At 67.6% G+C, this 23303-nt stretch carries 22 protein-coding genes and 1 pseudogene; 11 read left to right on the top strand and 12 right to left on the bottom strand.

Translation table 11 applies throughout. From position 1 onward, the window contains the following. The first annotated feature begins 34 nt into the window (after positions 1 to 34). The 4 genes from rpmB to rpsR all read left to right on the top strand — a co-directional run bounded on the left by rpmB (position 35) and on the right by rpsR (position 1088). Positions 35 to 271: a 50S ribosomal protein L28 gene (rpmB, locus tag LKD76_RS04865; RefSeq protein ID WP_227979753.1), complete on the top strand. Its 237-nt coding sequence runs from the start codon at positions 35 to 37 to the stop codon at positions 269 to 271. Then, on the top strand, positions 271 to 438 hold the full coding sequence (rpmG, locus tag LKD76_RS04860; protein WP_227979752.1) for a 50S ribosomal protein L33: 168 nt from the start codon (positions 271 to 273) through the stop codon (positions 436 to 438). The genes rpmB and rpmG overlap by 1 nt, the downstream gene beginning before the upstream one ends. Beyond that, positions 438 to 743 (top strand): 30S ribosomal protein S14, encoded by a 306-nt coding sequence (rpsN, locus tag LKD76_RS04855; protein ID WP_227979751.1) that lies wholly within the window; start codon positions 438 to 440, stop codon positions 741 to 743. Before rpmG ends, rpsN begins: the two co-directional genes overlap by 1 nt. Before the next feature lie 90 nt (positions 744 to 833). Then, complete coding sequence (gene rpsR, locus LKD76_RS04850) at positions 834 to 1088, top strand: 30S ribosomal protein S18 (RefSeq protein ID WP_227979750.1); 255 nt, start codon at positions 834 to 836, stop codon at positions 1086 to 1088. Between the two features lie 124 nt (positions 1089 to 1212). Here the strand turns inward: rpsR and LKD76_RS04845 are convergent, their stop codons facing one another. After that, on the bottom strand, positions 1213 to 1599 hold the full coding sequence (locus LKD76_RS04845) for a hypothetical protein (RefSeq protein ID WP_227979749.1): 387 nt from the start codon (positions 1597 to 1599) through the stop codon (positions 1213 to 1215). 189 nt (positions 1600 to 1788) lie between these two features. Between LKD76_RS04845 and LKD76_RS04840 the strand changes: the two genes are divergently transcribed. Continuing rightward, positions 1789 to 2250, top strand: a complete 462-nt coding sequence (locus LKD76_RS04840; RefSeq protein ID WP_227979748.1) for a hypothetical protein — start codon at positions 1789 to 1791, stop codon at positions 2248 to 2250. An 80-nt stretch (positions 2251 to 2330) separates the two neighbouring features. Here LKD76_RS04840 and purH read toward each other — a convergent pair whose 3' ends face one another. The 6 genes from purH to sucC all read right to left on the bottom strand — a co-directional run bounded on the left by purH (position 2331) and on the right by sucC (position 10051). Next, complete coding sequence (purH, locus tag LKD76_RS04835; RefSeq protein WP_227979747.1) at positions 2331 to 3905, bottom strand: bifunctional phosphoribosylaminoimidazolecarboxamide formyltransferase/IMP cyclohydrolase; 1575 nt, start codon at positions 3903 to 3905, stop codon at positions 2331 to 2333. Next, positions 3898 to 4542 carry a phosphoribosylglycinamide formyltransferase gene (purN, locus tag LKD76_RS04830; protein WP_227985096.1) on the bottom strand — a complete coding sequence of 215 codons (645 nt, stop codon included), beginning with the start codon at positions 4540 to 4542 and terminating at the stop codon, positions 3898 to 3900. Before purN ends, purH begins: the two co-directional genes overlap by 8 nt. Before the next feature lie 65 nt (positions 4543 to 4607). After that, on the bottom strand, positions 4608 to 6278 hold the full coding sequence (locus tag LKD76_RS04825; RefSeq protein WP_227979746.1) for a cell division protein PerM: 1671 nt from the start codon (positions 6276 to 6278) through the stop codon (positions 4608 to 4610). Between the two features lie 143 nt (positions 6279 to 6421). Further along, on the bottom strand, positions 6422 to 7405 hold the full coding sequence (locus LKD76_RS04820) for a DUF5336 domain-containing protein (protein ID WP_227979745.1): 984 nt from the start codon (positions 7403 to 7405) through the stop codon (positions 6422 to 6424). Positions 7406 to 7930: 525 nt separating this feature from the next. Beyond that, positions 7931 to 8857, bottom strand: a complete 927-nt coding sequence (gene sucD, locus LKD76_RS04815) for a succinate--CoA ligase subunit alpha (protein ID WP_227979744.1) — start codon at positions 8855 to 8857, stop codon at positions 7931 to 7933. Between the two features lie 12 nt (positions 8858 to 8869). Next, on the bottom strand, positions 8870 to 10051 hold the full coding sequence (gene sucC, locus LKD76_RS04810; protein ID WP_227979743.1) for an ADP-forming succinate--CoA ligase subunit beta: 1182 nt from the start codon (positions 10049 to 10051) through the stop codon (positions 8870 to 8872). 561 nt (positions 10052 to 10612) lie between these two features. On the opposite strand from sucC, the gene LKD76_RS04805 reads away from it, so the two are divergent. Both LKD76_RS04805 and LKD76_RS04800 read left to right on the top strand, forming a co-directional pair. Further along, positions 10613 to 11884: a M23 family metallopeptidase gene (locus tag LKD76_RS04805; protein WP_227979742.1), complete on the top strand. Its 1272-nt coding sequence runs from the start codon at positions 10613 to 10615 to the stop codon at positions 11882 to 11884. Positions 11885 to 12010: 126 nt separating this feature from the next. Then, the gene (locus LKD76_RS04800; protein ID WP_227979741.1) at positions 12011 to 12532 is read left to right on the top strand and encodes a GNAT family N-acetyltransferase; all 522 of its coding nucleotides are present in this window, start codon (positions 12011 to 12013) and stop codon (positions 12530 to 12532) included. Positions 12533 to 12553: 21 nt separating this feature from the next. Here the strand turns inward: LKD76_RS04800 and pcrA are convergent, their stop codons facing one another. Next, a complete protein-coding gene (gene pcrA / locus LKD76_RS04795) occupies positions 12554 to 15139 on the bottom strand; it encodes a DNA helicase PcrA (protein ID WP_372465745.1) in 2586 nt (861 codons plus the stop codon). A 304-nt stretch (positions 15140 to 15443) separates the two neighbouring features. Here pcrA and LKD76_RS04790 point away from each other — a divergent pair, with 304 nt between their 5' ends. Then, positions 15444 to 15752, top strand: a complete 309-nt coding sequence (locus tag LKD76_RS04790; RefSeq protein ID WP_227979739.1) for a chorismate mutase — start codon at positions 15444 to 15446, stop codon at positions 15750 to 15752. Positions 15753 to 15948: 196 nt separating this feature from the next. Here LKD76_RS04790 and LKD76_RS04785 read toward each other — a convergent pair whose 3' ends face one another. Beyond that, positions 15949 to 17400, bottom strand: coding sequence for an NAD-dependent succinate-semialdehyde dehydrogenase (locus LKD76_RS04785; protein ID WP_227979738.1), 1452 nt, complete (start codon positions 17398 to 17400; stop codon positions 15949 to 15951). 385 nt (positions 17401 to 17785) lie between these two features. On the opposite strand from LKD76_RS04785, the gene pgi reads away from it, so the two are divergent. Then, the gene (gene pgi, locus LKD76_RS04780; protein ID WP_227979736.1) at positions 17786 to 19438 is read left to right on the top strand and encodes a glucose-6-phosphate isomerase; all 1653 of its coding nucleotides are present in this window, start codon (positions 17786 to 17788) and stop codon (positions 19436 to 19438) included. A 103-nt stretch (positions 19439 to 19541) separates the two neighbouring features. On the opposite strand, the pseudogene LKD76_RS31745 reads toward pgi, so the two are convergent. After that, positions 19542 to 19601, bottom strand: a pseudogene (locus LKD76_RS31745) (hypothetical protein); the annotation flags it as partial. Positions 19602 to 19723: 122 nt separating this feature from the next. Between LKD76_RS31745 and LKD76_RS04770 the strand changes: the two are divergent. Beyond that, positions 19724 to 19912, top strand: coding sequence for a hypothetical protein (locus LKD76_RS04770; RefSeq protein WP_227979735.1), 189 nt, complete (start codon positions 19724 to 19726; stop codon positions 19910 to 19912). A 251-nt stretch (positions 19913 to 20163) separates the two neighbouring features. Then, complete coding sequence (locus LKD76_RS04765; RefSeq protein ID WP_227985095.1) at positions 20164 to 20961, top strand: ArsR/SmtB family transcription factor; 798 nt, start codon at positions 20164 to 20166, stop codon at positions 20959 to 20961. 6 nt (positions 20962 to 20967) lie between these two features. Here the strand turns inward: LKD76_RS04765 and LKD76_RS04760 are convergent, their stop codons facing one another. Further along, positions 20968 to 22587: an acyl-CoA dehydrogenase family protein gene (locus LKD76_RS04760; protein ID WP_227979734.1), complete on the bottom strand. Its 1620-nt coding sequence runs from the start codon at positions 22585 to 22587 to the stop codon at positions 20968 to 20970. Beyond that, the gene (locus tag LKD76_RS04755) at positions 22574 to 23254 is read right to left on the bottom strand and encodes a TetR/AcrR family transcriptional regulator (RefSeq protein WP_227979730.1); all 681 of its coding nucleotides are present in this window, start codon (positions 23252 to 23254) and stop codon (positions 22574 to 22576) included. The genes LKD76_RS04760 and LKD76_RS04755 overlap by 14 nt, the downstream gene beginning before the upstream one ends. Between the last annotated feature and the right edge of the window lie 49 nt (positions 23255 to 23303).

The raw sequence follows: 23303 nt of genomic DNA, 5'->3' as shown, positions 1-23303 counted from the left end.
CATTGTCGAAAATGATTTTCAGAAAGGCGGCCCCATGTCGGCCCACTGCCAGGTCACCGGCCGCAAGCCGGGCTTCGGCCGATCCGTATCGCACTCCCACGTCCGGACCAACCGGCGCTGGGATCCGAATATCCAGCGCAAGACCTACTTCCTGCCCAGCGAGGGCCGCCGCGTCACCCTGCGGGTCTCGGCCAAAGGCATCAAGACCATCGATCGCGACGGCATCGAGGCGGTCGTGGCGCGTCTGCGCTCTCGTGGCGAGAAGATCTGATGGCGCGCAGCAACGAGATTCGGCCCATCGTCAAACTCCGTTCCACCGGCGGCACCGGGTACACCTACGTCACCCGCAAGAACCGCCGCAACGACCCCGACCGCCTGGTGCTGCGCAAATACGATCCGATCCTGCGCCGCCACGTCGACTTCCGCGAGGATCGCTGATGGCCAAGAAGTCCAAGATCGCCCGCGACGAACAGCGCCGTACGATCGTGGCGCGCTACGCCGAGCGCCGCGCGGAACTCAAGGAGCTGATCCGGCACCCCGCCACATCCGACGAGCAGCGGACGGCCGCACAGCTCGCGCTCCAGCGACTGCCGCGTGATGCCAGTCCGGTACGATTGCGCAATCGGGACGCCACCGATGGCCGCCCCCGCGGCCATCTCCGCAAGTTCGGACTATCCCGGGTACGTGTGCGCGAGCTGGCCCACCGGGGGGAGCTGCCCGGTGTACACAAATCGAGTTGGTAGACCCACCGCAGATTTCGTCGGAGGGACCCGAGGGAGGCAGCTTGCGTCACCTCGTAGGGCCCGGATTTCATGCCGAGAAAGGATACTGACATGGCAGTCAAGCGAGCTCCATCGAAGCGGATCCGGGCCGAACAGGCACGCCGGCCGAAGAAGAACCCGCTCATCGCCGCCGGCATCGAAGTCGTCGACTACAAGGATGTGAACCTGCTGCGCACGTTCATCTCCGATCGCGGCAAGATCCGTAGCCGCCGGGTCACCGGCCTGACGCCGCAGCAGCAGCGACAGGTCGCGGTCGCGGTGAAGAACGCGCGCGAGATGGCACTGCTACCGTTCACCAGCCGCTAGGAATTCCACCAGCGGGGTGGGTCGTGGCGCTCGGAGCGCCGCGACCCACCCCGCCGCGGCGACTGTCACATCAGCACAGCCGATTTCGCGCGAACACGGGCAGCTCGCCGGATGCGCCCGAAAACTAGGGGCCCTCGACCGGCGCCGCGGCGACCGACTCCTCCAGCACGATCGGATTGTCGGTATTGGTGCCCGACGCCCACAGCGACGCGCCGTCACGCCCGTAGAGGACGATGTTGCGGTCCGGTTGCACAAGCAGATGAACTGCCTCTTGGCCGCTGGTGCCGGTGGCCCAGACCGGGCCCCTGCCGGAGTAGAGCACGAAGTTGCCGTCCTCCTGCAGGACGGCCCGCTCCACACCCTTCTGCTGTGTCATGGTCGACCACACCACGGTGCCGTCCGGCGCGGAAAGCACCAAGTTGCCATCATTTTGGAGAGTCAACGTGTACGCGCCGGCCTCCAGAGCCTGCCCCAGGCCGAGTTCCTCACCTACCTGCAACGTATCGCCCACGCGATGAGTCCTTTCGAGAAGACAGTCTTGCCGATTGCCGATTCGATGGCGCAGAGCCGCATTCGCTCAACGTTTGCGCACATTACTTCCCGGCCCCCGGATCAGGGCGGAGGAACGCGCGGTCGTACGCGGAAAGTTCACTGCGACGTCGGCCACAGCCCGCGCCGGCCGCCCACTAGGGTGTGGCCTATGGATTCGATCCCGGGACGACGCCGCTTCGGCGCGGCAGCCATCGCAGTACTGGCACTACCAGCCCTACTGTCCGCCGCCTGTGGGAGTTCCGATAACGGTGGGACACAGTCGAATACGAGTACCTCAGCGGCGATCACGCCCACCGAGCAGAATCCGCCCCAGCCGGGCCGCGCCTTCACCGCCGACCCCACGATCACCAACACCCACCCGCTCCAGTTCGATAGCTGGAGTCGCCTCGCACCCGATCGCATCGCCGTCAACTTCCAGATCGGGTCGCCCGAGTGCTACGGCGTCGATGCCACCACCACAGAAACCGACAGCACGGTCACTGTGAATCTGACCGCCGGCACCCTGCCCCAGGCCGTCGGACGCATGTGCACCATGATCGCGGTCTTCGGCACCCTGGAGATCCCGCTGAAGCAGCCGCTGGGCGATCGAAAGGTCGTGAGCGCCAACTGAAGGCCCGGAAACGACACCGTCCCCTTCGGCGGATCGAGGATGATCCGCGGAAGGGGACGTTCGTTCCGTACGCCCCGGACTCAGTGCGCGAAGTGGCGCGCCCCGGTGAGGTACATGGTGACCCCGGCCTCGCGGCAAGCGTCGATGGTGAGCTGATCGCGTACCGAACCACCCGGCTGCACAATCGCTTTCACGCCCGCGGCGATCAGCTGCTGCGGCCCGTCGGGGAACGGGAAGTACGCGTCGGAGGCCGCGACCGAGCCCTTGGCCCGATCACCCGCGCGCAGCACCGCCAGATGGACGGCGTCGACCCGGTTGACCTGCCCCATGCCGACGCCGACCGAGGCACCATCGGACGCCAGCAGGATCGCATTGGATTTCACGGCCCGGCAGGCGCGCCAGGCGAAGGCGAGATCCGCCAGGGTGGCCGCATCGGCCGCCTCGCCGGTCGCGAGCGTCCAGTTGGCGGGATCGTCACCCTCGGCGTCGACGATATCGGTCTGCTGCAGCAGCGCGCCGCCGCTGATCGGCCGCAGCTCGACACCGCCGCGACGCGGCTCCTCGGCGATCAGGATGCGCACATTCTTCTTGCGTTGCAACACTTCCACCGCGCCGTCGGCATAGCCCGGCGCCACGATCACCTCGGTGAAGATCTCGGCCACCTGCTCGGCCATCTCGATGGTCACCTCGCGATTGGCCGCGATCACACCACCGAAGGCACTCACCGGATCGCAGGCGTGCGCCTTGCGGTGCGCCTCGGCGATATCGGCGCCGACCGCGATACCGCACGGATTGGCGTGCTTGATGATGGCCACCGCGGGCTCGGCGTGATCCCACGCCGCCCGCCAGGCCGCATCGGCATCGGTGTAGTTGTTGTACGACATCTCCTTGCCGTGCAACTGCTTCGCCTGCGCCAGCCCCGCCGGTCCCGATTCGTTGCGGTACAGGGCCGCGGCCTGATGCGGATTCTCGCCGTAGCGCAGCACCGCCTCACGGGTCCAGGCGCCACCCATCCAGGCCGGGAACTGCTGTGCGGCAGCCGAATCGGTGGAATCGTCCGCGGTCAGCACGTTGGTCATCCAGCTCGCCACCGCCACGTCGTAACTCGCGGTGTGCTGGAAAGCCTTGGCCGCCAGCACAGTTCGTTCGGACAGGGTGAAACCGCCCCCCTGGACCGCGGTCAGGACCTCGTCGTAGTCCCCGGTGTCGACCACCACTGCCACCGACGGGTGGTTCTTCGCCGCGGCACGTACCATCGACGGGCCACCGATATCGATCTGCTCGACGCATTCGTCGGGTGAGGCACCACTGGCGACGGTCTGGGTGAACGGGTACAGGTTCACGACCACCAGCTGGAAGGCCTCCACCTGCAGCTCGACCAGTTGATCGAGATGTTCCTGCTTGCGGGTGTCGGCGAGGATGCCGGCATGCACCCGAGGATGCAGCGTCTTCACCCGGCCGTCCAGGGTTTCGGGGAATCCGGTGAGATCCTCGACCTTGGTCACCGGAATGCCCGCGTCGGCGATGCGGGCCGCGGTCGAACCGGTCGACACCAGCTCGACACCCGCGGCGTGCAGCCCGGTGGCCAGCTCGATGAGCCCGGTTTTGTCGTAGACGCTCACCAGCGCCCGGCGAACCGCTCGACGCTCACTCATCTGGGATTTCTGCCTTTCGTCCGTCGCAGACAATGCCTCGGGTAGCGACGGCGGCCACGGTCTCCGCCAGCAGTCGTCGCTCCACAACTTTGATTCGCTCGTGCAGGGTCGCCTCGTCGTCGCCGGGCAGCACCGCCACCGCCTCCTGCGCGAGGATCGGTCCGGTGTCGACACCCGCGTCGACCAGATGCACGGTCGAACCTGTCACCCGCACGCCGTAGGCGAGCGCATCACGCACCCCGTGTGCCCCCGGGAAGGCCGGCAGCAGTGCGGGGTGGGTGTTGATGATCCGGCCTTCGAAGCGCTCCAGGAACCGCGGGCCCAGCAGGCGCATGAATCCCGCGGACACCACCAGATCGGGAGAGTGGGCCGCGACCGCCTCGGTCAGGGCGGCATCCCATGCCGCCCGATCGGGGAAATCGCCCGGGGCGACCCGGAAGTCGGGTATTCCGGCGCGGATCGCATGGTCGGTCGCCGCGCAGATCCGGTCGACACCCACAGCCGCCACCCGTGCCGGATAGTCCGGTTCCGCGGTGGCCGCGATCAACGATCGCAGCAGTGATCCCGTGCCCGAGGCGAGTACGACGAGGGTCGCCGGAGCGGTCGGAGGTACCAGCTGGGCGGGCGGGGTGGTCAGCGCTCTACTCCCTGTGCGTCGGGGCTGCCGGAGGGCGGCGGTCACGATGTCCGCCGGGTTAGAGCCTAACGACCGCCCCTCCCGGGACTCTCCGGCAGGTCACCCTCTACCACTTCGGCATCGACGATGTCGGCGTTTTCGGTATCGAAGTCGTAGTCCGGATCGGGGTCGGCGTGCACCGGGTCGAGACCGTCGTCATCGAGCAGTTCACCGTCGACCTCGACGACCGCCACCGCGCCGGTACGGCGGTAGGACGGTTCCGGATATCCGTCGCCGGCCGGCTCGTCGTCGTCCAGTTCGTATTCGACGTAGCGCGGATCGTCGTACAACTGGTCGATATAGCGCGGTTCGGCAGCGTCGTACCGATCGTCGTACCGATCGTCGCCGTACCGATCGTCGCCGTAGTCCGCAGTGGCGTAGCGGTCCGCGGCGTAACGGTCCGCGGCGTGGCCGTAGTCGTGCGACGGATCGCCCGCGAGCCGCGCATCGAAACCGCCGGCGCCGTCATCGGGCGGGATACCGAGAAACCGCCGCCCGCATACCAGTCCGACGTACCCGGCGACCGTCAGCCAGCCGAAAGCCGCCCCGGCGGTGAGCAGCGCCCCCGGGCCGATGTCACCGAACGAGCCGACCCGGCCACCGGCGAACAGATCCAGCAGCGTCAGCACCACCGCCGACAACGCCGCGCCGAACAGTGTCGCCCACGGCGCCCGGGGTTCATCGGCGGATTCGCGGGCGCAGTCCAATCCCCCGCGTACCCCGACCACGGCCGGGACCAGCAGCAGTGCCGGCCACCATGCCGCCGCCGGACCGGTAGGGACGGCCGCCAGCACCGGCAGGGCGGGCACCGGCGCACCGGTCACCGAGAACAGGCTCAGTCCGCCGTCACCGATATGCACATCGGCGCCGAGCAACACGCTCGTCGACGCGATCACCACATTCGGCAGATAGGCCAGCGACAGCACCGTCAGGCCCAGCACACCGGCGACATTGCCGGCGGTGGCGTAGGTGTCGCCGATGACCGACCAGTGCAGCACGAACGAGACCAGCGCGAACGCCGCACCGCACAGCAGCAGCCGCCACAGCGCTCGTACCGCCGCGCGCGTCCCGGCGAAGACCCAGTCCGGAAGATACGAGGCGATCCGGTCGCGCAGCGCGTTCGGCTCGGCGGCGATACCCGCGACCGCGGCGAGCAGATGCAGTCCGCCCACACAGCAGAAGGCGGTCAGGGTATTGGGCGCCTGCAGCGGAACCGCCGCCGCGGCATCCTCGGCGACCGCCAGGCAGACGGCGGTGACCAGCAGCGGGCCCGCCATCGCGGCGCCCACGATCCAGCCCAGGTCGGCCCGTGAGGACCGCGGTGACACCGCGTGCGCGCAATCGCGCATCGTCAGCCACAACACCAGGCCCGTCGGCAGCAGGGGCAGCAATCCGAGCGAGGTCTTGCCCACCACGACCGGCACCTGATGGACCGCGAGCCACCCCGCCGCGATCGCCCCCGAGGCCCCGGTCAGGCCGCTGCCGGCGGCGATGAGGGTGACCAGCACGAGCGCGACTGTGGCGACCACGGTGAAGCTCGAGGCCCGGGCCGCGATGACGAGCAGGACCTTGGCCCGCTCGGGACTCAGCGAGAGGAAGACCGGGTCCTCGGATTCGTCGGGGGGTTCGGGCTGCGCCGGTCTCGCGCCCGCCCGCTGCTCGCGAAGGTCGGCCCATCGGACCAGTGCGGACTTCATAGAACTACCTCGCGGATCCTGGTTGGCTCGTCGACGACGATCGCCCGGTTACCGACATGTCAGAGTGGCAGCTGGAAACGGATCGGCGAGTCAGGCGCGCCGTGAAAAGCGCCTGACTCGCCGATCGATATGCGAAGCGGAATCTACTTCTTGTCGTCCTCGGGACGGAACGCCTTGGTGGCGTCCGCGGCCGGATTGCCGGTCTGCTCACCGCCGAACGGCTGGCCGGACTGGCCTTGCCCCGGCTGGCCCTGCTGACCGAAGTTCAGCGAGCCGAACTGCTGGCCCTGCTGACCACCGGCCTGCTGGGTCGGCGCGGCACTGCCGAAGTGCTGGGTCGCGGCGTCGTCGCCCCCTTGGGCCGGCGGCCGCTGGCCGTAGGGCGACTGCGCACCCGCGGCGCCGTAGGGCTGCTGGCCCGGCTGGCCGTAGGCCGACGGCTGCTGGCCGTACTGGCCCTGGCCGTACTGCTGGCCGTACTGGCCGTAGGCGGACTGCTGCGGCTGCTGACCCGGTGCCGCCTGCGCCTGACCGGCCTGCGCCTGGCTCTGCTGGGCCTGCCCGTACTGCTGGCCGTACTGGCCGTACTGGGCCTGCGCGGCAGCGCCCTGGCTCTGGCCGTACTGCGCCTGCTGGCTCTGCTGCTGCGCCTGACCGTAGGACTGCTGACCGTAGCCGCTGGCACCACCGAACCCGGCCGCCGGAGCGGGCTTGGCCTCGGGCGCGGAGACGATGCCCGTTTCGAACAGCAGCGCGGCCACGGCCGCGGCGGCCTGCACGAGGGACAGGAAGACCAGGACCCAGGCCATCCCCGCGGTCTTGAATCCCGGGAAGGCGTTGAAGGTCTGGAACAGGAACCCGAGGAAGCCCGTCACGGACGCCGCGGCCACCACGGCGTTCTTCGCTTCCTGCTTGGGAAGCAGCGACGCCCCGGCGAGCGCACCGGCGAACAGCAGCAGCAACAGTGGGGCCGAACCACCCAGCTGGAACGGGTTCAGCGAATCCAGCTCGTCCCGGGTCGCATCCTTGTTGGCCGTCAGCGAGTTCAGCAATCCCAGCAGAAAATTGATCACGCCCAGCGCGGCGATCCCAACGGTCAGGTAGAACGTCAGCCCCTTGGCGCTCAACGCCGAACTCCCCGAGCCGCCGCCGCTGGCGCTACCTGCCGGCTGCTGGCCGAAGCCGGCCGCGGACGAGGGTGTGGGCGAGGGCGTCGGAGTGGGCGCGTTATACCCGGATCCCCCGGTCGGGTAGGACATGTGGTCGTCTCCTATCGAGTCCTTCATCGGCTTTCAGGCTGAATACCCTTGACGCTACTGCACTCGCGCGCGCCGGTCACGGCCACGACGCCAGTCCTGGCAACCTCGAGAGTCCCCGGTGAACCCGATCCCCGCCTCGACCGTGTTGTCAGCGAAGACGATCGGAGGTACGGATGGACGTTTCGGAAATGTTCTGCATGGTGGTCCGAGCCCTGGGGCTCTGCCATCTGTTCCCGGCACCCTGAGCGACGGTTGTCCCTGCCCGCAGCGGCACCGCTGCTATCTGCCCGCAGCAGCACCGCTGCTATCTCACCACAGCAGCATGTCGCTCGCCTGCCGGAACGAATGAAGGCCGCCTCGCCGTTACGGCGAGGCGGCCTTCATCGACAGCGGTCAGGCGCTGATCGAAGCCTTCTCGAGGATCTCGCGCGCCAGGGCGGCGGTCTCGGACGGGGTCTTGCCGACCTTCACGCCCGCGGCCTCGAGGGCCTCCTTCTTCGCGGCGGCGGTGCCCGAGGAACCGGAGACGATGGCGCCGGCGTGGCCCATGGTCTTGCCCTCCGGCGCGGTGAAGCCCGCGACGTAGCCGACGACCGGCTTGGTGACGTTGGCCTTGATATACGCAGCCGCGCGTTCTTCCGCGTCGCCGCCGATCTCGCCGATCATGACGATCAGCTTGGTCTCCGGATCCTTCTCGAACGCCTCGATGGCGTCGATGTGGGTGGTGCCGATGACCGGGTCGCCACCGATGCCGATGGAGGTCGAGAAGCCGAAGTCACGCAGCTCGTACATCATCTGGTAGGTCAGCGTGCCCGACTTCGACACCAGGCCGATCGGGCCCTTGCCGGTGATGTTGGCGGGGGTGATGCCCACCAGCGACTCGCCCGGGGTGATGATGCCGGGGCAGTTGGGGCCGATGATCCGGGTCTTCGGACCCTCCGCTCCCCCTTTTTCGAGGTTGTAGGCCCACGCGTACGCGGTGTCCTGCACCGGGATGCCCTCGGTGATGACCACGAGCAGCGGGATCTCCGCGTCGATGGCCTCGATGATGGCGTCCTTGGCGAACTTCGGCGGCACGAAGGCGATCGACACGTCGGCGCCGGTCTCCTTGATGGCCTCGGCGACGGTGCCGAACACCGGCAGCTCGACGGCCGAGCCGTCCTTGGCGGTGTGCGAGACGGTGGTGCCGGCCTTGCGGGCGTTCACGCCGCCGACGACCTGGGTGCCGGCCTTCAGCATCAGCGCGGTGTGCTTGGTGCCCTCACCGCCGGTGATGCCCTGGACGATGACCTTGGAGTCCTTGTTCAGGAAGATAGACATGTTCTTTTGTCCTTACTTGGCCGTGCCGTTGGAAGACGCCGCCAGTTCGGCTGCTTTATCTGCGCCTTCGTCCATGGTCTGGGCGAGGGTGACCAGCGGGTGGTTGGCGTCGACGAGGATCTTGCGACCCTCCTCGACCTTGTTGCCGTCGAGGCGGACCACCAGCGGCTTGTTCGCCTCCGAGCCCAGGATCTCCAAGGCCTTGACGATGCCGTTGGCCACCGCGTCACACGCGGTGATGCCGCCGAACACGTTCACGAACACGCTCTTGACCTGCGCGTCGTTGAGAATGACGTCGAGACCGTTGGCCATCACCTCGGCCGAGGCGCCACCACCGATGTCGAGGAAGTTGGCCGGCTTCACGCCGTTGTGGTTCTCACCGGCGTAGGCGACGACGTCCAGGGTCGACATGACCAGACCGGCACCGTTGCCGATGATGCCGACCTCACCGTCGAGCTTGACGTAGTTGAGGTCGTTCTCCTTGGCCTTGAGCTCCAGCGGATCGGTGGCGTCACGATCGGCGAACTCGGCGTGGTCGGGGTGGCGGAAGTCGGCGTTCTCGTCGAGGGTGACCTTGCCGTCCAGCGCCAGGATCTCGTTCTCGGGAGTGCGAACCAGCGGGTTCACCTCCACCAGGGTGGCGTCCTCGTTGACGAAGACCTCCCACAGCTTCTGAATGGTGACCGCGGCGGCGTCGAGCACGTCGGCGGGCAGGTGGCCCTGCTCGGCGATCGAGCGCGCGAAGGCCAGGTCCACACCCTTGACCGCGTCGACCGGCACCTTGGCCAGACGATCGGGCTTGGTGGCGGCCACCTCTTCGATCTCCATGCCGCCCTCGACCGAGCACATGGCCAGGTAGGTGCGGTTGGCGCGATCGAGCAGGAAGGAGATGTAGTACTCCTCCGCGATGTCCTTGGCCTCGGCGACCAGGATCTTCTTGGTGATGTGGCCCTTGATGTCCAGGCCCAGGATGTTGGACGCGTGGGTGAAGGCGTCGTCCGGGGTCGCGGCGTACTTCACACCGCCGGCCTTACCACGACCGCCGACCTTGACCTGCGACTTGATCATCACAGGCTTGCCGATTTCGGTCGCGATGGCACGGGCGTCCTCGGCCGAGTCCGTGACGCGGCCCTCCGACGAAGGCACTCCGTGCTTCACGAAGAGTTCCTTCGCCTGATATTCGAAGAGATCCATGTACTCACCGTCTCGTCTGCGTTGTGGTGACAACGACTTTGTTGGCGGCCCGTCGTCGGAAGCGGGTCGAGTCGGACTCTAATCAGTTCGATGTCGCCGAAATCAGCCGCATACAGCCTAAGTGGCGCAGGTCACGGGCGGGCATCCGGCCGCGCAAAACCGCTGGCCAAGGCTACTGGCGAGTAGCTTTCAGAGGCGGTGGCAGGTAGACGAGAGGATGGTCGGATTTGCCGATACGTCTACTACGTAGTGTAGTTGCAGATTCTCACTTTTCCGGCGGATTCACAGTGAGCCATTCCTGGCAACAAACGTGATCAATCTCACATGTGCGCCCGCAGGCACCGTAGCGCTTGCCCACCTGCAATCGTTTCGTTACCGTCGATGCGGTCGATGTCACAGCTCGGTTACAGGACCAGCGGGAATACGCCCACAAGCGCCCAGGTCATCGACTACGCAACCCGGATTAGGCCCGCGTACACCGCACCGGACCAGGAGGACGGCAGGCTTGTTGCAGCACAGTGCTCCGAAGGTGACGCGTCGCTCTCTCGGCGGAGTTCACCGATGAGCCACGGCCGCCTACAACCGGGGCATCGCGCACTGTCCGCCCGGCGTTACCGGGGCGAGGGAGAATCCGTCGACCAGCACCCGTACTTCGGCAACGGGCAGGCCCTCGGCGGCTACGCCGGGGAACACACCGAAGAGCCCGCGCAGGTGCGCGGCGTTCCGGGCCGGGCCGAGAGCTGGTCGCTCGCGAGTGGCGCGGGCGCCGCGGTCGTCGGAATCACCGCGAATCGCCAGGCTGCCCCCGAAAATCACTGGCCCACATCGGGTTCCGAGGATTCCGGCGAATGGCAGCCGTGGGCCGCGCAGGCCGGTTCCAACGGTGACTGGACGGCCGAGCCGCAATGGCCCCGCACCGACGAGTGGGCCGCCGCCGACCCCGACCGGGACCACGATCAGGACTACGGCGCCTACGACGCCGCCGAGGATCACGACGAGCCGGCCGATCACCAGCCGTTCACTCTGGCCCGCCTGGTACCCACCCGTAAGCGCACCCCGGGCGGGGGATCCGCGGCCGACGAGCCCCTCCGCTTCAGCGGCGCCCACCGGATGCCGGCTCCGCCGGCCGCACTGAAGGGTCGCGCCGCCGTCGTGGCCGTGGCAGCGGGTGCCGTGGTCGCCGCGGGGCAGGCCGGGATGCAGTCCACGGGCCAGCACCACGCCACCTCCGCCGATGTCGATGCCGCCGGGCAGGTGCACGAAATCGCCGCACAGGCGGCGGTCAGCACCCAGGCGCAGGCCGGCGCTCCGCAATCACCGCAGGTGCTCAACGTCGCGCCGGTCGCCGATCTCAGCCAGTTCCAGGACATCCTGCAGCACGGCCAGGAGTTCGCCGCTGGACTGGCGGCCCAGGAATCGGCGAAGCTGCGTCCGCTGTTCTCGAAGTTCGCCAACGGCACCTTCACCTCCGGATTCGGTGGTCGCTGGGGCGTCCAGCATCTGGGCGTCGATATCGCGGCCCCCATCGGTACCCCGATCTACGCCGTCGAGGACGGCGAGGTGATCAGCGCGGGTCCCGCTTCCGGTTTCGGCATGTGGGTGCGACTGAAGCACGCCGACGGCACCATCACCGTGTACGGCCACGTCGATACCGCCACCGTCTCCGAGGGCCAGCACGTGCTGGCCGGTGACCAGATCGCGACCGTCGGCAACCGCGGCTTCTCCACGGGTCCGCACTGCCACTTCGAGGTGTGGCTGAACGGTTCGAACAAGGTCGACCCGCTGCCCTGGCTCGCCTCTCGTGGCATCTCCCTGGGCCCCGAGCGCGACTGAGGTTCTCCGCCCCGCCGCGATTGTCGCGGGCGAGTGAGTGCGTTGTGGGACGGCGGCTGTGAAGCGGTCGGGCGGTCCCCGGTAATTGTGTTGCCGGAAGGTGTGAGCGGCGGCCAGTCTGGTGCCGTGATCGAGATTCGTGTGGTGGGCGCGGACGAGTGGCGGTTGTGGCGGCGGGCGCGGCTGGCCGCACTGGCGGGTGCGCCGGAGGCATATCGCACGCGGCTGGCGGAATGGCAGGGCGACGGGGACCGGGAACAGCGCTGGCGGGATCGGCTCAGTATCCCTGGCGCGCACGATCTGCTCGCCGTGCGCGCGCATGAACCGATCGGAATCGTCACCGCTGTACCGGATCCGGAAGGTGATGCGGCCAGGATCATTTCGATGTGGGTCGACGAGTCCGCACGCGGGTCGGGAGTGGGCGACCGATTGATCACGACCCTGGAAAGCTGGGCGGCCGGGAACGGCTACACCACGCTCTCGCTCGGGGTGTTCGCGGGGAACGAGCATGCCATCGGGCTGTATCGGCGCAACGGCTTCGAGTTCCTGGACGAGCCCGGTGCGCCGACACCGCCACCGGCTGCCGACAGCGCAGTCGACACCCGGGTCGAACGCGTCATGATCAAGAAACTCGTCCCGACGGGCTGACGAGCCCGCCGGGAGCACCCGTCAGAGCTTCACCAAGGTCCGGCTGTACTGCGGGATCAAGCGAATCTTGCCCGCGGTGCCGAAATCGATGGTGACTGTCGCCAGGGCGCCGAAGCCCTCGGCGGCCACCACTCGGCCCAGGCCGTACTTGTCGTCGCTGACGCGGTCGCCCACGGCCAGGACCAAGCCCGAGTTGTTGTGTTTGGCGGCCGGGCGGGCCGGGCCGCGATCACGCAGGCCGGGGCGCTGCTGGGACCAGCCGTCGCCGCGGGTCCAATCGCGTTCCATCCCGTCGTCCTCGCCGCGGCGGCGGAAACCCCGACCGCCCGACGGTGGCGCCGGCTCCAGCCGCTGCCAGTCCATCAAATGCCCCGGAATCTCCTGCAGAAAGCGCGATTCCGGATTCGACACCGCTTGGCCCCAGCCCGAGCGGACCACCGCGCGGGACAGATACAGGCGTTTGCGGGCCCGGGTGATGCCCACGTAGGCCAGGCGGCGTTCCTCGGCCAATTCGGCGGGATCGCCCAAAGCGCGCATATGCGGGAACTGGCCGTCCTCCCAGCCGGTGACGAACACCACCGGGAACTCCAGGCCCTTGGCCGTGTGCAGTGTCATCAGGGTGACCACGCCGGATCCCTCGTCGGGAATCTGATCGGTGTCGGCGACCAGTGACACCCGCTCCAGGAAGGCCGCCAGCGAGCCGGGATCCGGCTCCCCGTCGGCCGCCTCGGGTACCAGCCCCTCGGCACGTGCCGCCTCGACATTGTTGCGGGCTTCGGAGCTGAACTCCCGTGCGACGCTGACGAGTTCGTTCAGGTTGTCCAGCCGGGCGCCGTCCTGAGGGTCGTCGGAGGCTTCCAGTTCGCCGCGATATCCGGTCTTGTCCAGCACCGCGTCCACGATGTTGCCGACATCCGGATATTCCGAATCCGGGGTGGCGCCGGCGGCCCGGATCTCGTCGAGCAGATCCAGGAATCCGGCGATGGCGCGCTGGGCTCGGGTGTTGAGCAGCGCCACCTTGCCGTCGGCCGCGTCCCGCAGCGCGGTGGCGAAGCCGATATCGCGCTGTTCGGCGTGGACGGCCACGCACGCCTCCGCGCGGTCACCGATACCGCGGCGCGGGGTGTTGAGGATGCGGCGCAGGCTCACCGCATCGTCGGGATTCTCCAGCACCCGCAGGTAGGCCACCACATCGCGGACCTCTTTGCGCTCGTAGAACCGCACCCCGCCCACGACCTTGTAGGGCAGGCCCATGCGGATGAAGATCTCTTCCAGCGCACGCGAGTTGTTGTTGGTGCGATAGAAGACCGCGACATCGGCGTAGTTGTAGTCGCCCTGGTCGACCAGGCGATCGATTTCCCGGGCGACGAACGAGGCCTCGTCGTGTTCGTTGTCCGCGACGTAACCGACGATCAGATCGCCGTCGCCCGAATCGGTCCACAGCTTCTTGTCGCGGCGATTCTCGTTGCGAGAGATGAGCGCGTTGGCGGCCGACAGAATGTGCTGGGTGGAGCGGTAGTTCTGTTCCAGCAGAATTGTTTCCGCGTCCGGGAAATCGCGTTCGAATTCTTCGATATTGCGGATCGTCGCACCGCGGAACGCGTAGATGGACTGATCGGCGTCACCCACCACACACAGTTCGCTGGGCGGCACCGCCTCGGCCCGGCCGGCCGGGATGAACTCCGGATCGGCGGCCTCCGCCCCGGCATCGGCATCGGCGAGTTCGTCGGTCGCGGGCCGCACGTGGTGGCCGACCAGCTCGCGGATCAGCACGTACTGAGCGTGGTTGGTGTCCTGGTACTCGTCGACCAGAACATGCCGGAACCTGCGGCGGTAGTACTCGGCGACCTGCGGATGACGCTGCAGCAGCGCCACCGTCTCGCCGATCAGATCGTCGAAGTCGAAGGCATTGGCGGCCCGCAACCGACGCTGATATTCGGCGTAGACCCGGGCGACGATGCCGGGCAGGTCGGACTCGTCGGATTCCGCGTCCGCCGCGGCGGTTTCGGGATCGATGAGCTCGTTCTTGAGATTGGAGATGGCGGTGGACAGCAGGCGCGGCGAATACTTCTTCGGATCCAGGTTCTGATCGCGGATGATCATCGCCAGCAGCCGCCGCGAATCGTCGGCGTCGTAGATGGAGAAATTCGAGTTCAGTGAGCCGGGCAACAGGTTGGCCTGCATCCGGAGAATGCGTACGCAGGAGGAATGGAAGGTGGAGACCCACATCGCCGCCGCGCGCGGGCCCACGAGGTCGATCACCCGTTCGCGCATCTCGGCCGCGGCCTTGTTGGTGAAGGTGATGGCCAGAATCTGTCCCGGTGTGACCCCGCGCTCGGCCAGCAGATAGGCGATGCGCCGGGTCAGCACGGCGGTTTTGCCGGAGCCGGCGCCGGCGACGATCAGCAGGGGGGAACCGGCGTGCACGACGGCGGCCCGCTGCTGCGGGTTGAGGCCCGCGAGCAGGCGTTGCACCTGCTCGTCGGCATCCGGGGCGGACCGGCTCGCGGTTCGCGGCGCCACCGCGCCCACCCCCGTAGTTCCTGTCGCCCCGTTCGTCGCCTCGGTCGTTCCAGACACCTTTGTTCCAGCCACCGTCGTCTCCATCGTCCATCCACGCTACCGGCGGACACCGACATGCTGTAGTCCGGCGCGATACCGGCGGCATTCTCACCGACGAGAACTTTGCCTCGTTTGCCACGCGTGGCAGACTGGCCATATGACCAGCGCGCTCACCACCTCTGCTGTTCTGACGAACGACGGCATTCGTGGTCGCCGATTTCGCACGTGAGCGCACACTAGACGGGGGACAATTCAAGGCCGACAAGGTCTGTTTCACGGTGGAGGAATCCGATCGGTAACGGGGCAGGGCCGCATGCCGATCGAAGTTCTGACACGAGGAGAAGAAAGTATGAGCACCTCTACTGAGCCGATCGACCAGTCCGCGACCGGGGCCGAGCCCGAGCTGCCCAGCAGTGAAGCGGAGATCGAGAAGCTCCGCAAGGAGATCGATCGGCTCGACGCCGAGATCCTCGCGGCGATCAAGCGCCGTACCGAGGTCTCGCGAATCATCGGCCGCACCCGGATGGCCAACGGCGGTCCGCGCCTGGTGCACTCCCGCGAGATGAAGGTGCTGGAGCGCTTCAGCGAACTCGGTCAGGAAGGCCACACGCTGGCCATGCTGCTGCTGCGCCTGGGGCGCGGGCGGCTCGGCCACTGACCTTTCCGGCCCGGTCCCGCCGATCGGGCCGTCACCGAATGCTGCCTGTCGACGACCGCCCCGCGATCCGGAGCGCCGACCGGCAACTCGACCAGACCACGCGGCGATCGTCTCGACGAACTCCGCGACCCCAGGCCGCCCCGGGTGTTCATTCCCCCGGGGCGGTCGTTCTTCTCGCCGGCCGCCCGAAACGCGATCAGGGCAGGGCGATGTACTTCGTCGACAGATATTCCTCGATGCCCTCGAAACCGCCCTCACGGCCGAATCCGGACGCCTTCACCCCGCCGAAGGGGGCGGCGGGGTCGGAGATGACGCCCCGATTGACCCCGACCATGCCGCTTTCCAGTCCCTCGGCGATTCGCAGCGCGCGGTCCAGGTCACGGGTGTAAATGTAAGCGACCAAACCGAATTCGGTGTCGTTGGCGGCGGCGAGCCCCTGCTCCTCGGTATCGAATCCGATGATCGGCGCGACCGGGCCGAACACCTCCTCGCTCAGGATTCGGGCATCCTCGGGCACCTCACACAGCACCGTGGCCGGGTAGTAGTAGCCCGCACCGCCGGGCGCCTTCCCGCCGATACGGACCTCGGCGCCGCGCTCGACCGCGTCGTCGACCAGGTCGCTGACGGTATCGAGCTGATCCTGGTTGATCAGCGGGCCCAGCGTGGTCGACGGATCGTCACCGGGGCCGAGTGTGACCTCCTGCATCGCCGCGACGAGCTTGTCGGTGAATTCCGCGCGTACCGAGTTGTGCACGTGGAATCGGTTGGCGGCGGTGCACGCCTCGCCGCCGTTGCGCAGTTTCGCCAGCATGGCGCCCTGCACCGCGGCATCGATATCGGCATCGTCGAAGACCACGAAGGGGGCGTTACCGCCCAGTTCCATCGAGGTGCGCAGCAGGCCGTGCGCGGACTTCTCGACGAGAGTGCGACCGACCTCGGTAGAGCCGGTGAAGGTGAGTTTGCGCAGCCGCGGATCGCTCAACAGGGGTTCGGTGACCGCACCGGAGCGGCGCGAGGTGATCACCGACAGGACACCGTCGGGCAGTCCGGCGTCGCTGCACAGCTTGGCCAGCAGCAGCATGGTCAGCGGGGTGGCCGAGGCCGGTTTGACGATCATCGTGCAGCCGGCGGCCAGGGCGGGCCCGATCTTGCGGGTCCCCATGGCGAGCGGGAAGTTCCACGGGGTGATGGCCAGGCACGGTCCCACCGGCTGTTTGTGGACGACGATGCGGCCGGTCCCGGTGGGCGCGGTCTGATAGCGGCCGTGCACCCGCACCGCTTCCTCGCTGAACCAGCGGAAGAATTCGGCGCCGTAGCGCACCTCGTTGCGGCTCTCCGGTAGCGCCTTACCCATTTCCAGGGTCATCAGCAGGGCGAAGTCCTCGGTGTGCTCGACGATCCGCTCGTAGACCGCGCGCAGGATCTCGCCGCGCTCGCGAGCGGGAGTCGCGGCCCAGCCGTCCTGTGCGGCCGCCGCCGCGTCCAGGGCGCGCATCGCATCCTCCGGTGAGGCGTCGGCCACGTGTGCGACGGGCTCGCCGGTGGCCGGATTCTCGACCGCGAACGTGGCGCCACCGGTGGCATCCACCGGCCCGCCGATCCAGAGCTGGTTGGGGACGGATTCCAGTAACTCGGTTTGCGACACCATGTGCTCAGCGTAGGCCGCGCGCTCCGTCGGTAGGGAGATCTCCGATGTCGCGCAACGGACCGAGCCAGCGACATCACTCCGATACCTGCGCGGGCACGGACTGGTCTGTCGTGTCGCGCAACGGACCGAGCCAGCGACATCACTCCGATACCTGCGCGGGCACAGACTGGTCTGTCGTGTCGCGCAACGGACCGAGCCAGCGACATCACTCCGATACCTGCGCGGGCACGGACTGGTCTGTAGTGTCGCGCAACGGACCGAGCCAGCGACATCACTCCGATACCTGCGCGGGCACGGACTGGTCTGTAGTGTCGCGCAACGGACCGAGCCAGCGACATCACTCCGATACCTGCGCGGGCACGGACTGGTCTGTAGTGTCGCGAAGGTGAGCAGCGACATCACCGCGACTGCGGCCTGGCGGAAACTGCATGATCATCACTCGGCTGTGGCCGACCGGCATCTACGCGAATTCTTCGCCGAGGATCCCGAGCGCGGGCGGGAGCTGACGGTCGAAGTGGGCGACCTCCACATCGATTACAGCAAGCATCGGATCACGCGCGAAACCCTGGATCTGCTGCTCGATCTGGCCGATACCGCGGGTGTCACGCGCCGCCGGGACGCGATGTTCGCGGGTGAGCACATCAACACCTCCGAGGACCGCGCGGTGGGCCATGTGGCGCTGCGGCTGCCGGCGGGGGCGTCGATGACGATCGACGGCTCCGATGCCGGAGCGGCCGTGCGCGAAGTGCTGCGCCGAATGGGCGATTTCACCGACGCGGTCCGTTCGGGGCAGTGGCGCGGAGCGAGCGGTGAACGCATCACCACGGTGGTGAACATCGGTATCGGCGGCTCGGATCTCGGTCCGGCGATGCTGTCTCAGGCCTTGCGTCACTACGCGGACGCGGGTATTTCGGCGCGCTTCGTGTCCAATATCGATCCGGCGGATCTGACCGCGACATTGGCGGGTCTGGATCCGGCCCGGACGCTGTTCGTCGTTGCGTCCAAGACGTTTTCGACCCTGGAGACGCTGACCAATGCCACGGCCGCGCGCCGCTGGCTGGTCGCCGCTCTCGGCGAGGACGCGGTCGCCAAGCATTTCGTGGCGGTGTCCACGCATGCGCAGCGGGTCGCGGACTTCGGCATCGATACCGCGAACATGTTCGAGTTCTGGGATTGGGTCGGCGGCCGCTATTCGGTGGATTCGGCGATCGGGTTGTCGATCATGGCGGTGATCGGCCGGGAGCGTTTCGCCGAGTTCCTGGCCGGAATGCACAGTGTCGACGAGCATTTCGTCTCCGCCCCGCCGGAGCGCAACGCGCCGATCCTGCTGGGTCTGCTCGGGGTCTGGTACTCGAATTTCTTCGGCGCGCAGTCGCGCGCGGTCCTGCCGTATTCCAACGATCTGGCCCGCTTTCCGGCCTATCTGCAGCAGCTGACCATGGAGTCCAACGGGAAGTCGGTCCGTCTGGACGGCAGCCCGGTGACGACCTCGACCGGTGAGATCTTCTGGGGCGAGCCGGGCACCAACGGTCAGCACGCGTTCTATCAACTGCTGCATCAGGGCACCCGGCTGGTTCCGGCCGATTTCATCGGATTCGCCCGGCCCACCGACGATCTCGCGACCCGCGACGGTTCGGGCAGTATGCACGACATCCTGATGAGCAATCTGTTCGCGCAGACCAAGGTGCTGGCCTTCGGACGGACCGCGGCGGAGATCGAGGCCGAGGACGGTGGTACCGCGGGCTTCGATCCGGCGCTGGTGCCGCATCGGGTGATGCCCGGTAATCGGCCCTCGACCGCGATCCTCGCGCCACAGCTGACGCCGTCGGTCGTCGGACAGCTGATCGCACTCTACGAGCACCAGGTTTTCGTGGAGGGCGTGATCTGGGGTATCGACAGTTTCGACCAGTGGGGGGTGGAACTCGGTAAACAGCAGGCATTGGCGCTGGAGCCGCTGCTGACCGCCGCCGAGGAACCGGCACCGCAATCGGATTCGTCGACCGATGCGCTGATTCGCTGGTACCGCGGACGACGGTGAGCCGCTGGTTCCGACCGGGCGCTCGCCGAACTCGACGGGGAATGAGGTCTGTCAGCGCCTCGTCCAAGGTGGGGTACGAGAACCGGAAACCGGTGCGCGGCAGGACTTCCGAGGTCGCGTGACGTCCGGTCGGGCCGAGGGCGGGATCGCTGCGTAGGAGCAGCGCGCCCAGTTTCAGGATCGGCTCCGGTGTAGTCGAGCGGGCGATCGAGGGATGTCGATGCGGTGACCAGTGCGGCGGTGGGGTCGACTCGGCTGCGGCGCAGCACGTCGATAGTGCGGGCGGTGGGACGGCAGTCGACGATCTGCCCGGCCAGGTTGATCAGCGCGCTGCCCCCGGCAGGTCGGATCCGCCGCGATGTGACGACCGAGGGCGCCGGCGATCACGACCTCCAGCGCGTCGGCCGAGGAGGCGATGCCGGCGGCGAAAGCCAAGCGCGCGAAGCCGATTCGGCTGTCCTGCTGGAGCCGTGACCCGATCACCCGCCGGCAGCCCGGCGTCGAGATGCCGCTGATTTCGAGCCGCTGCGTCACCTCGGATCCGCCCGGCCGTGCCCGCACCCTCCAGGTGATCCGCAGGGCGCCCGCGGGCTCGGGTCGTTCGATACTCAACTCACGGCCGGGTTCGTAGGCGGTGATGCGGAACGGCGGGTTCCGGACCACCGTTGACATATGCAGGTAAATACCTGCATGATTGTCGAGTGCAACCCGAACCGGATCTGGACCTGGTTTTCAAAGCACTCGCCGATTCCACTCGGCGGCTGCTGCTCGATCGACTCCGTGAGCACAATGGGCAGACTCTGCGCGAACTGTGCGAGCGGGTGCAGATGGCGCGGCAGTCGGTGACCCAGCATCTCGACATCCTCGTGCGCGCGGAGCTGGTCACCGTGGTGCGGCGCGGACGGGAGCGGCTGCACTACATCAATCCGGCACCGATTCACGACATCGAACAGCGGTGGATCTCGGCCTTCGACAAGCCGCGACTGGATGCGATCCGTGCCATCAAGGATCAGGCCATCAAGGATCAGGCCATCGAATATCAGGCAGAGGAGAACACCATGAGCACGACCGTGCCGAACTACGTCTACGTCACCTACATTCACGCGGGCGCCGAACAGGTGTGGCGGGCGCTGACCGACGCGGACCTCACCGCGCAGTACTGGGGTCACGCGAATGTGTCGGACTGGCAACCGGGTTCGCGCTGGGAACACCGGCGCGCCGACGGTTCGGGCGCGGTCGATGTCGTCGGGAAGGTGCTCGAATCCGAACCGCCGCACCGCCTGGTGATCACCTTCGAGGACGCACCCGACACGAACCGGGAACCCTCGGTCGTCACCTTCCTCGTCGAGCCGCACCAGGACATCGTCAGGCTCACCGTGACCCACGAGAATCTGCCGAATCAGGAAATGAGGCAAGGCATCTCCGACGGATGGCCCGCGGTGCTGGCCAATCTCAAGTCGTTGCTCGAGACGGGCTCGGTGCTACCGCAGGCCCCGTGGGAGATGTCGCACGCCGACGCCTGAATCGGTTCAGACGAAGGCGCGCTGCAGGATCGCCTCGGTATCCACGCCGACCGGAAGGGTGCCGAAGGCGATACCCCAATCTCCGCCGAATCGGCTGGCGCAGAACGCATCCGCCACCGCGGCGTGACCGTGACGCACCAGCTGGGCGCCCTGCAGTACCAGCGCCATCAACTCGACGACCCGGCGCGCGCGGAACTCGATATCGGTGAGATCGGTCAGTTCCTTGCCGATACGGTCGATCGCGTCGTCGAGGTGATGGTTGGCGCCGCGGGCCAGCGACACCTCGTTGAAGTAGGCCTCCACCGTTTCGGGCTGGCGCCCCATCGCGCGCAGGGCATCCAGCGCCGCGACATTGCCCGAGCCCTCCCAGATCGACATCAGCGGGGCCTCGCGATAGAGCCGCGGCATCCCGGACTCCTCGACGTAGCCGTTGCCGCCGAAGCATTCCAGGGCCTCGGCCGCATGGGCGGGCGCTCGCTTGCATACCCAGTATTTGGTGACCGCCAACGCGATCCGGCGCAGGGCGGCCTCGGCCGGATCGGTGCCGGCGCGGTCGGTGGCTCCGGCCAGCCGCATCATCACCGTTGTCGCGGCGTCGGATTCGATCACCAGGTCGGCCAGTACGTTACGCATCGCCGGCTGGTCGATCAGCCTGGCCCCGAACGCTTCTCGATGCCGGGCATGGTGCGCGGCGTAGACGACGCCGGTCCGCATACCGGTCGCGGAGCCGATCACACAGTCGAGGCGGGTCATATTCACCATCTCGATGATGGTCTTGACCCCGGCGCCCTCGGCGCCGACCAGCCAGCCCACCGCGTTCTCGTATTCGATCTCGGAGGAGGCGTTGGACTTGTTGCCCAGCTTGTCCTTCAGGCGCTGCAGGCGCAACGTGTTACGGGTGCCGTCGGGCAGCACCCGGGGCAGCAGGAAGCACGACAGACCACCGGGAGCCTGCGCGAGGGTCAGGAACATATCCGACATCGGCGCGGAGGTGAACCATTTGTGTCCCACGATCCGGTAGGAACCGTCGGATTGCGGTGTGGCCGTAGTGGTATTGGCTCGCACATCCGAACCGCCCTGCTTCTCGGTCATCGACATACCGGCGATCAGACCGGCCTTCGACGACGGCTCGCGCAGGCCGAAATCGTAAGTGCGGGAACCCAGTAGCGGCTCGTAGCGCGCGGCGAGCTCGGGGTTGTGGCGCAGCGCCGGGACCGCGGCGTAGGTCATCGAGATGGGACACATATGGCCGGCGTCGGCGATCCCCCAGGTGTAGAACTTCGCGGCCCGCGCGGCGTGGGCGCCGGGACGCTCGTCGAGCCAGGGACTGCCGTGCAGGCCGTGGCGTACCGCCACATCCATGAGATTGTGCCAGTAGGGGTGGAATTCCACCTCGTCCACGCGGTTGCCGTAGCGGTCGTGAGTGTGCAGCACCGGCGGATACTCGTTGGCCAGCCGGCCCCACTCCTGAACCTCGAAACTGCCCGCCAGCGCGCCCAATTCACGCACCTCGGCCTCGGCCCAGCCCGCTGCCTCGCGATGCAGGCCCTCGATCAGCGCCGGATTGCGGGAGAAGTCGAAGGGGGTGATCGGCGGGACCTGATTGAACACGTTATGGGTGGGCATCCGATTGCTCCTGTTCGTATGCGCCGATATCGGTGCGATGGGTATCCGTGCGGCCGGAGTCCGTGACGGCGGAGTCCGTGACGCCGAGTGCGCGCAGTGCGAAGGCGACCAGTTCGGGGACCACCGATTCACTCTGCACCTGCTGTGCGAGCGGTCCGACCAACACCTCGCCGATGGCCCCCACCAGCGCCGCGGCGCTGGTGCCCGGATCCTGGGCCGGTAGCCGCCCGGCCGCGACCCCCTCGGCGATCGCGGACTCGAAGGTTTCGGCGAAGGCGCGGCGGAAACGCAGGCGTTCGGTGTCCACACCGGCGTCCACCGGCTCCGCCAGCAGGACATAGGCGAGTTTGGGATTCTTCAGCGCACGCCCGGCGAAGGTCTCCACCGCGGCGGTGACGCGCTCGACCACGCCGCCGTCGGCGCCGGCCTGGGCGACGGCCGCGACCTCGCGGGTCACGACATCACGGAAGACGGCGGTGACCAGTTCGGCCTTACCGCGGAAGCTCTTGTAGACCGTTCCGGTGGCGACTCCGGCTTCGGCGGCGACCGTGGCCATCGACAACCCGCCGAAGCCCTGCTCGGAGAGCACCTTCATCGCCGCGTGCACGATGGCGCGCGCCTGCGCCTCGAGTCGCGCCTGCACGGCGGGGGTTCTGCGGTATGCCACGCAAGAAGTGAATCACAAATTCATTTCTTGACGCAAGGGCCGGGGCGGG

It is taken from the genome of Nocardia spumae, assembly GCF_020733635.1.
In the GTDB taxonomy this organism is placed as follows: Bacteria; Actinomycetota; Actinomycetes; order Mycobacteriales; family Mycobacteriaceae; genus Nocardia; species Nocardia spumae.
This window is presented reverse-complemented; position numbering and strand designations above follow the sequence as displayed.

Excerpts from the sequence above, each read along its gene's own strand:
- rpmB (WP_227979753.1), top strand. The coding sequence starts at position 35 with ATGTCGGCCCACTGCCAGGTCACCGGCCGCAAGCCGGGCTTCGGCCGA.
- rpmG (WP_227979752.1), top strand. The coding sequence starts at position 271 with ATGGCGCGCAGCAACGAGATTCGGCCCATCGTCAAACTCCGTTCCACC.
- rpsN (WP_227979751.1), top strand. The coding sequence starts at position 438 with ATGGCCAAGAAGTCCAAGATCGCCCGCGACGAACAGCGCCGTACGATC.
- rpsR (WP_227979750.1), top strand. The coding sequence starts at position 834 with ATGGCAGTCAAGCGAGCTCCATCGAAGCGGATCCGGGCCGAACAGGCA.
- LKD76_RS04840 (WP_227979748.1), top strand. The coding sequence starts at position 1,789 with ATGGATTCGATCCCGGGACGACGCCGCTTCGGCGCGGCAGCCATCGCA.
- purH (WP_227979747.1), bottom strand. The coding sequence starts at position 3,905 with ATGAGTGAGCGTCGAGCGGTTCGCCGGGCGCTGGTGAGCGTCTACGAC.
- LKD76_RS04825 (WP_227979746.1), bottom strand. The coding sequence starts at position 6,278 with ATGAAGTCCGCACTGGTCCGATGGGCCGACCTTCGCGAGCAGCGGGCG.
- sucD (WP_227979744.1), bottom strand. The coding sequence starts at position 8,857 with ATGTCTATCTTCCTGAACAAGGACTCCAAGGTCATCGTCCAGGGCATC.
- sucC (WP_227979743.1), bottom strand. The coding sequence starts at position 10,051 with ATGGATCTCTTCGAATATCAGGCGAAGGAACTCTTCGTGAAGCACGGA.
- LKD76_RS04805 (WP_227979742.1), top strand. The coding sequence starts at position 10,613 with ATGAGCCACGGCCGCCTACAACCGGGGCATCGCGCACTGTCCGCCCGG.
- pcrA (WP_372465745.1), bottom strand. The coding sequence starts at position 15,139 with ATGGAGACGACGGTGGCTGGAACAAAGGTGTCTGGAACGACCGAGGCG.
- LKD76_RS04790 (WP_227979739.1), top strand. The coding sequence starts at position 15,444 with ATGAGCACCTCTACTGAGCCGATCGACCAGTCCGCGACCGGGGCCGAG.
- LKD76_RS04785 (WP_227979738.1), bottom strand. The coding sequence starts at position 17,400 with ATGGTGTCGCAAACCGAGTTACTGGAATCCGTCCCCAACCAGCTCTGG.
- LKD76_RS04760 (WP_227979734.1), bottom strand. The coding sequence starts at position 22,587 with ATGCCCACCCATAACGTGTTCAATCAGGTCCCGCCGATCACCCCCTTC.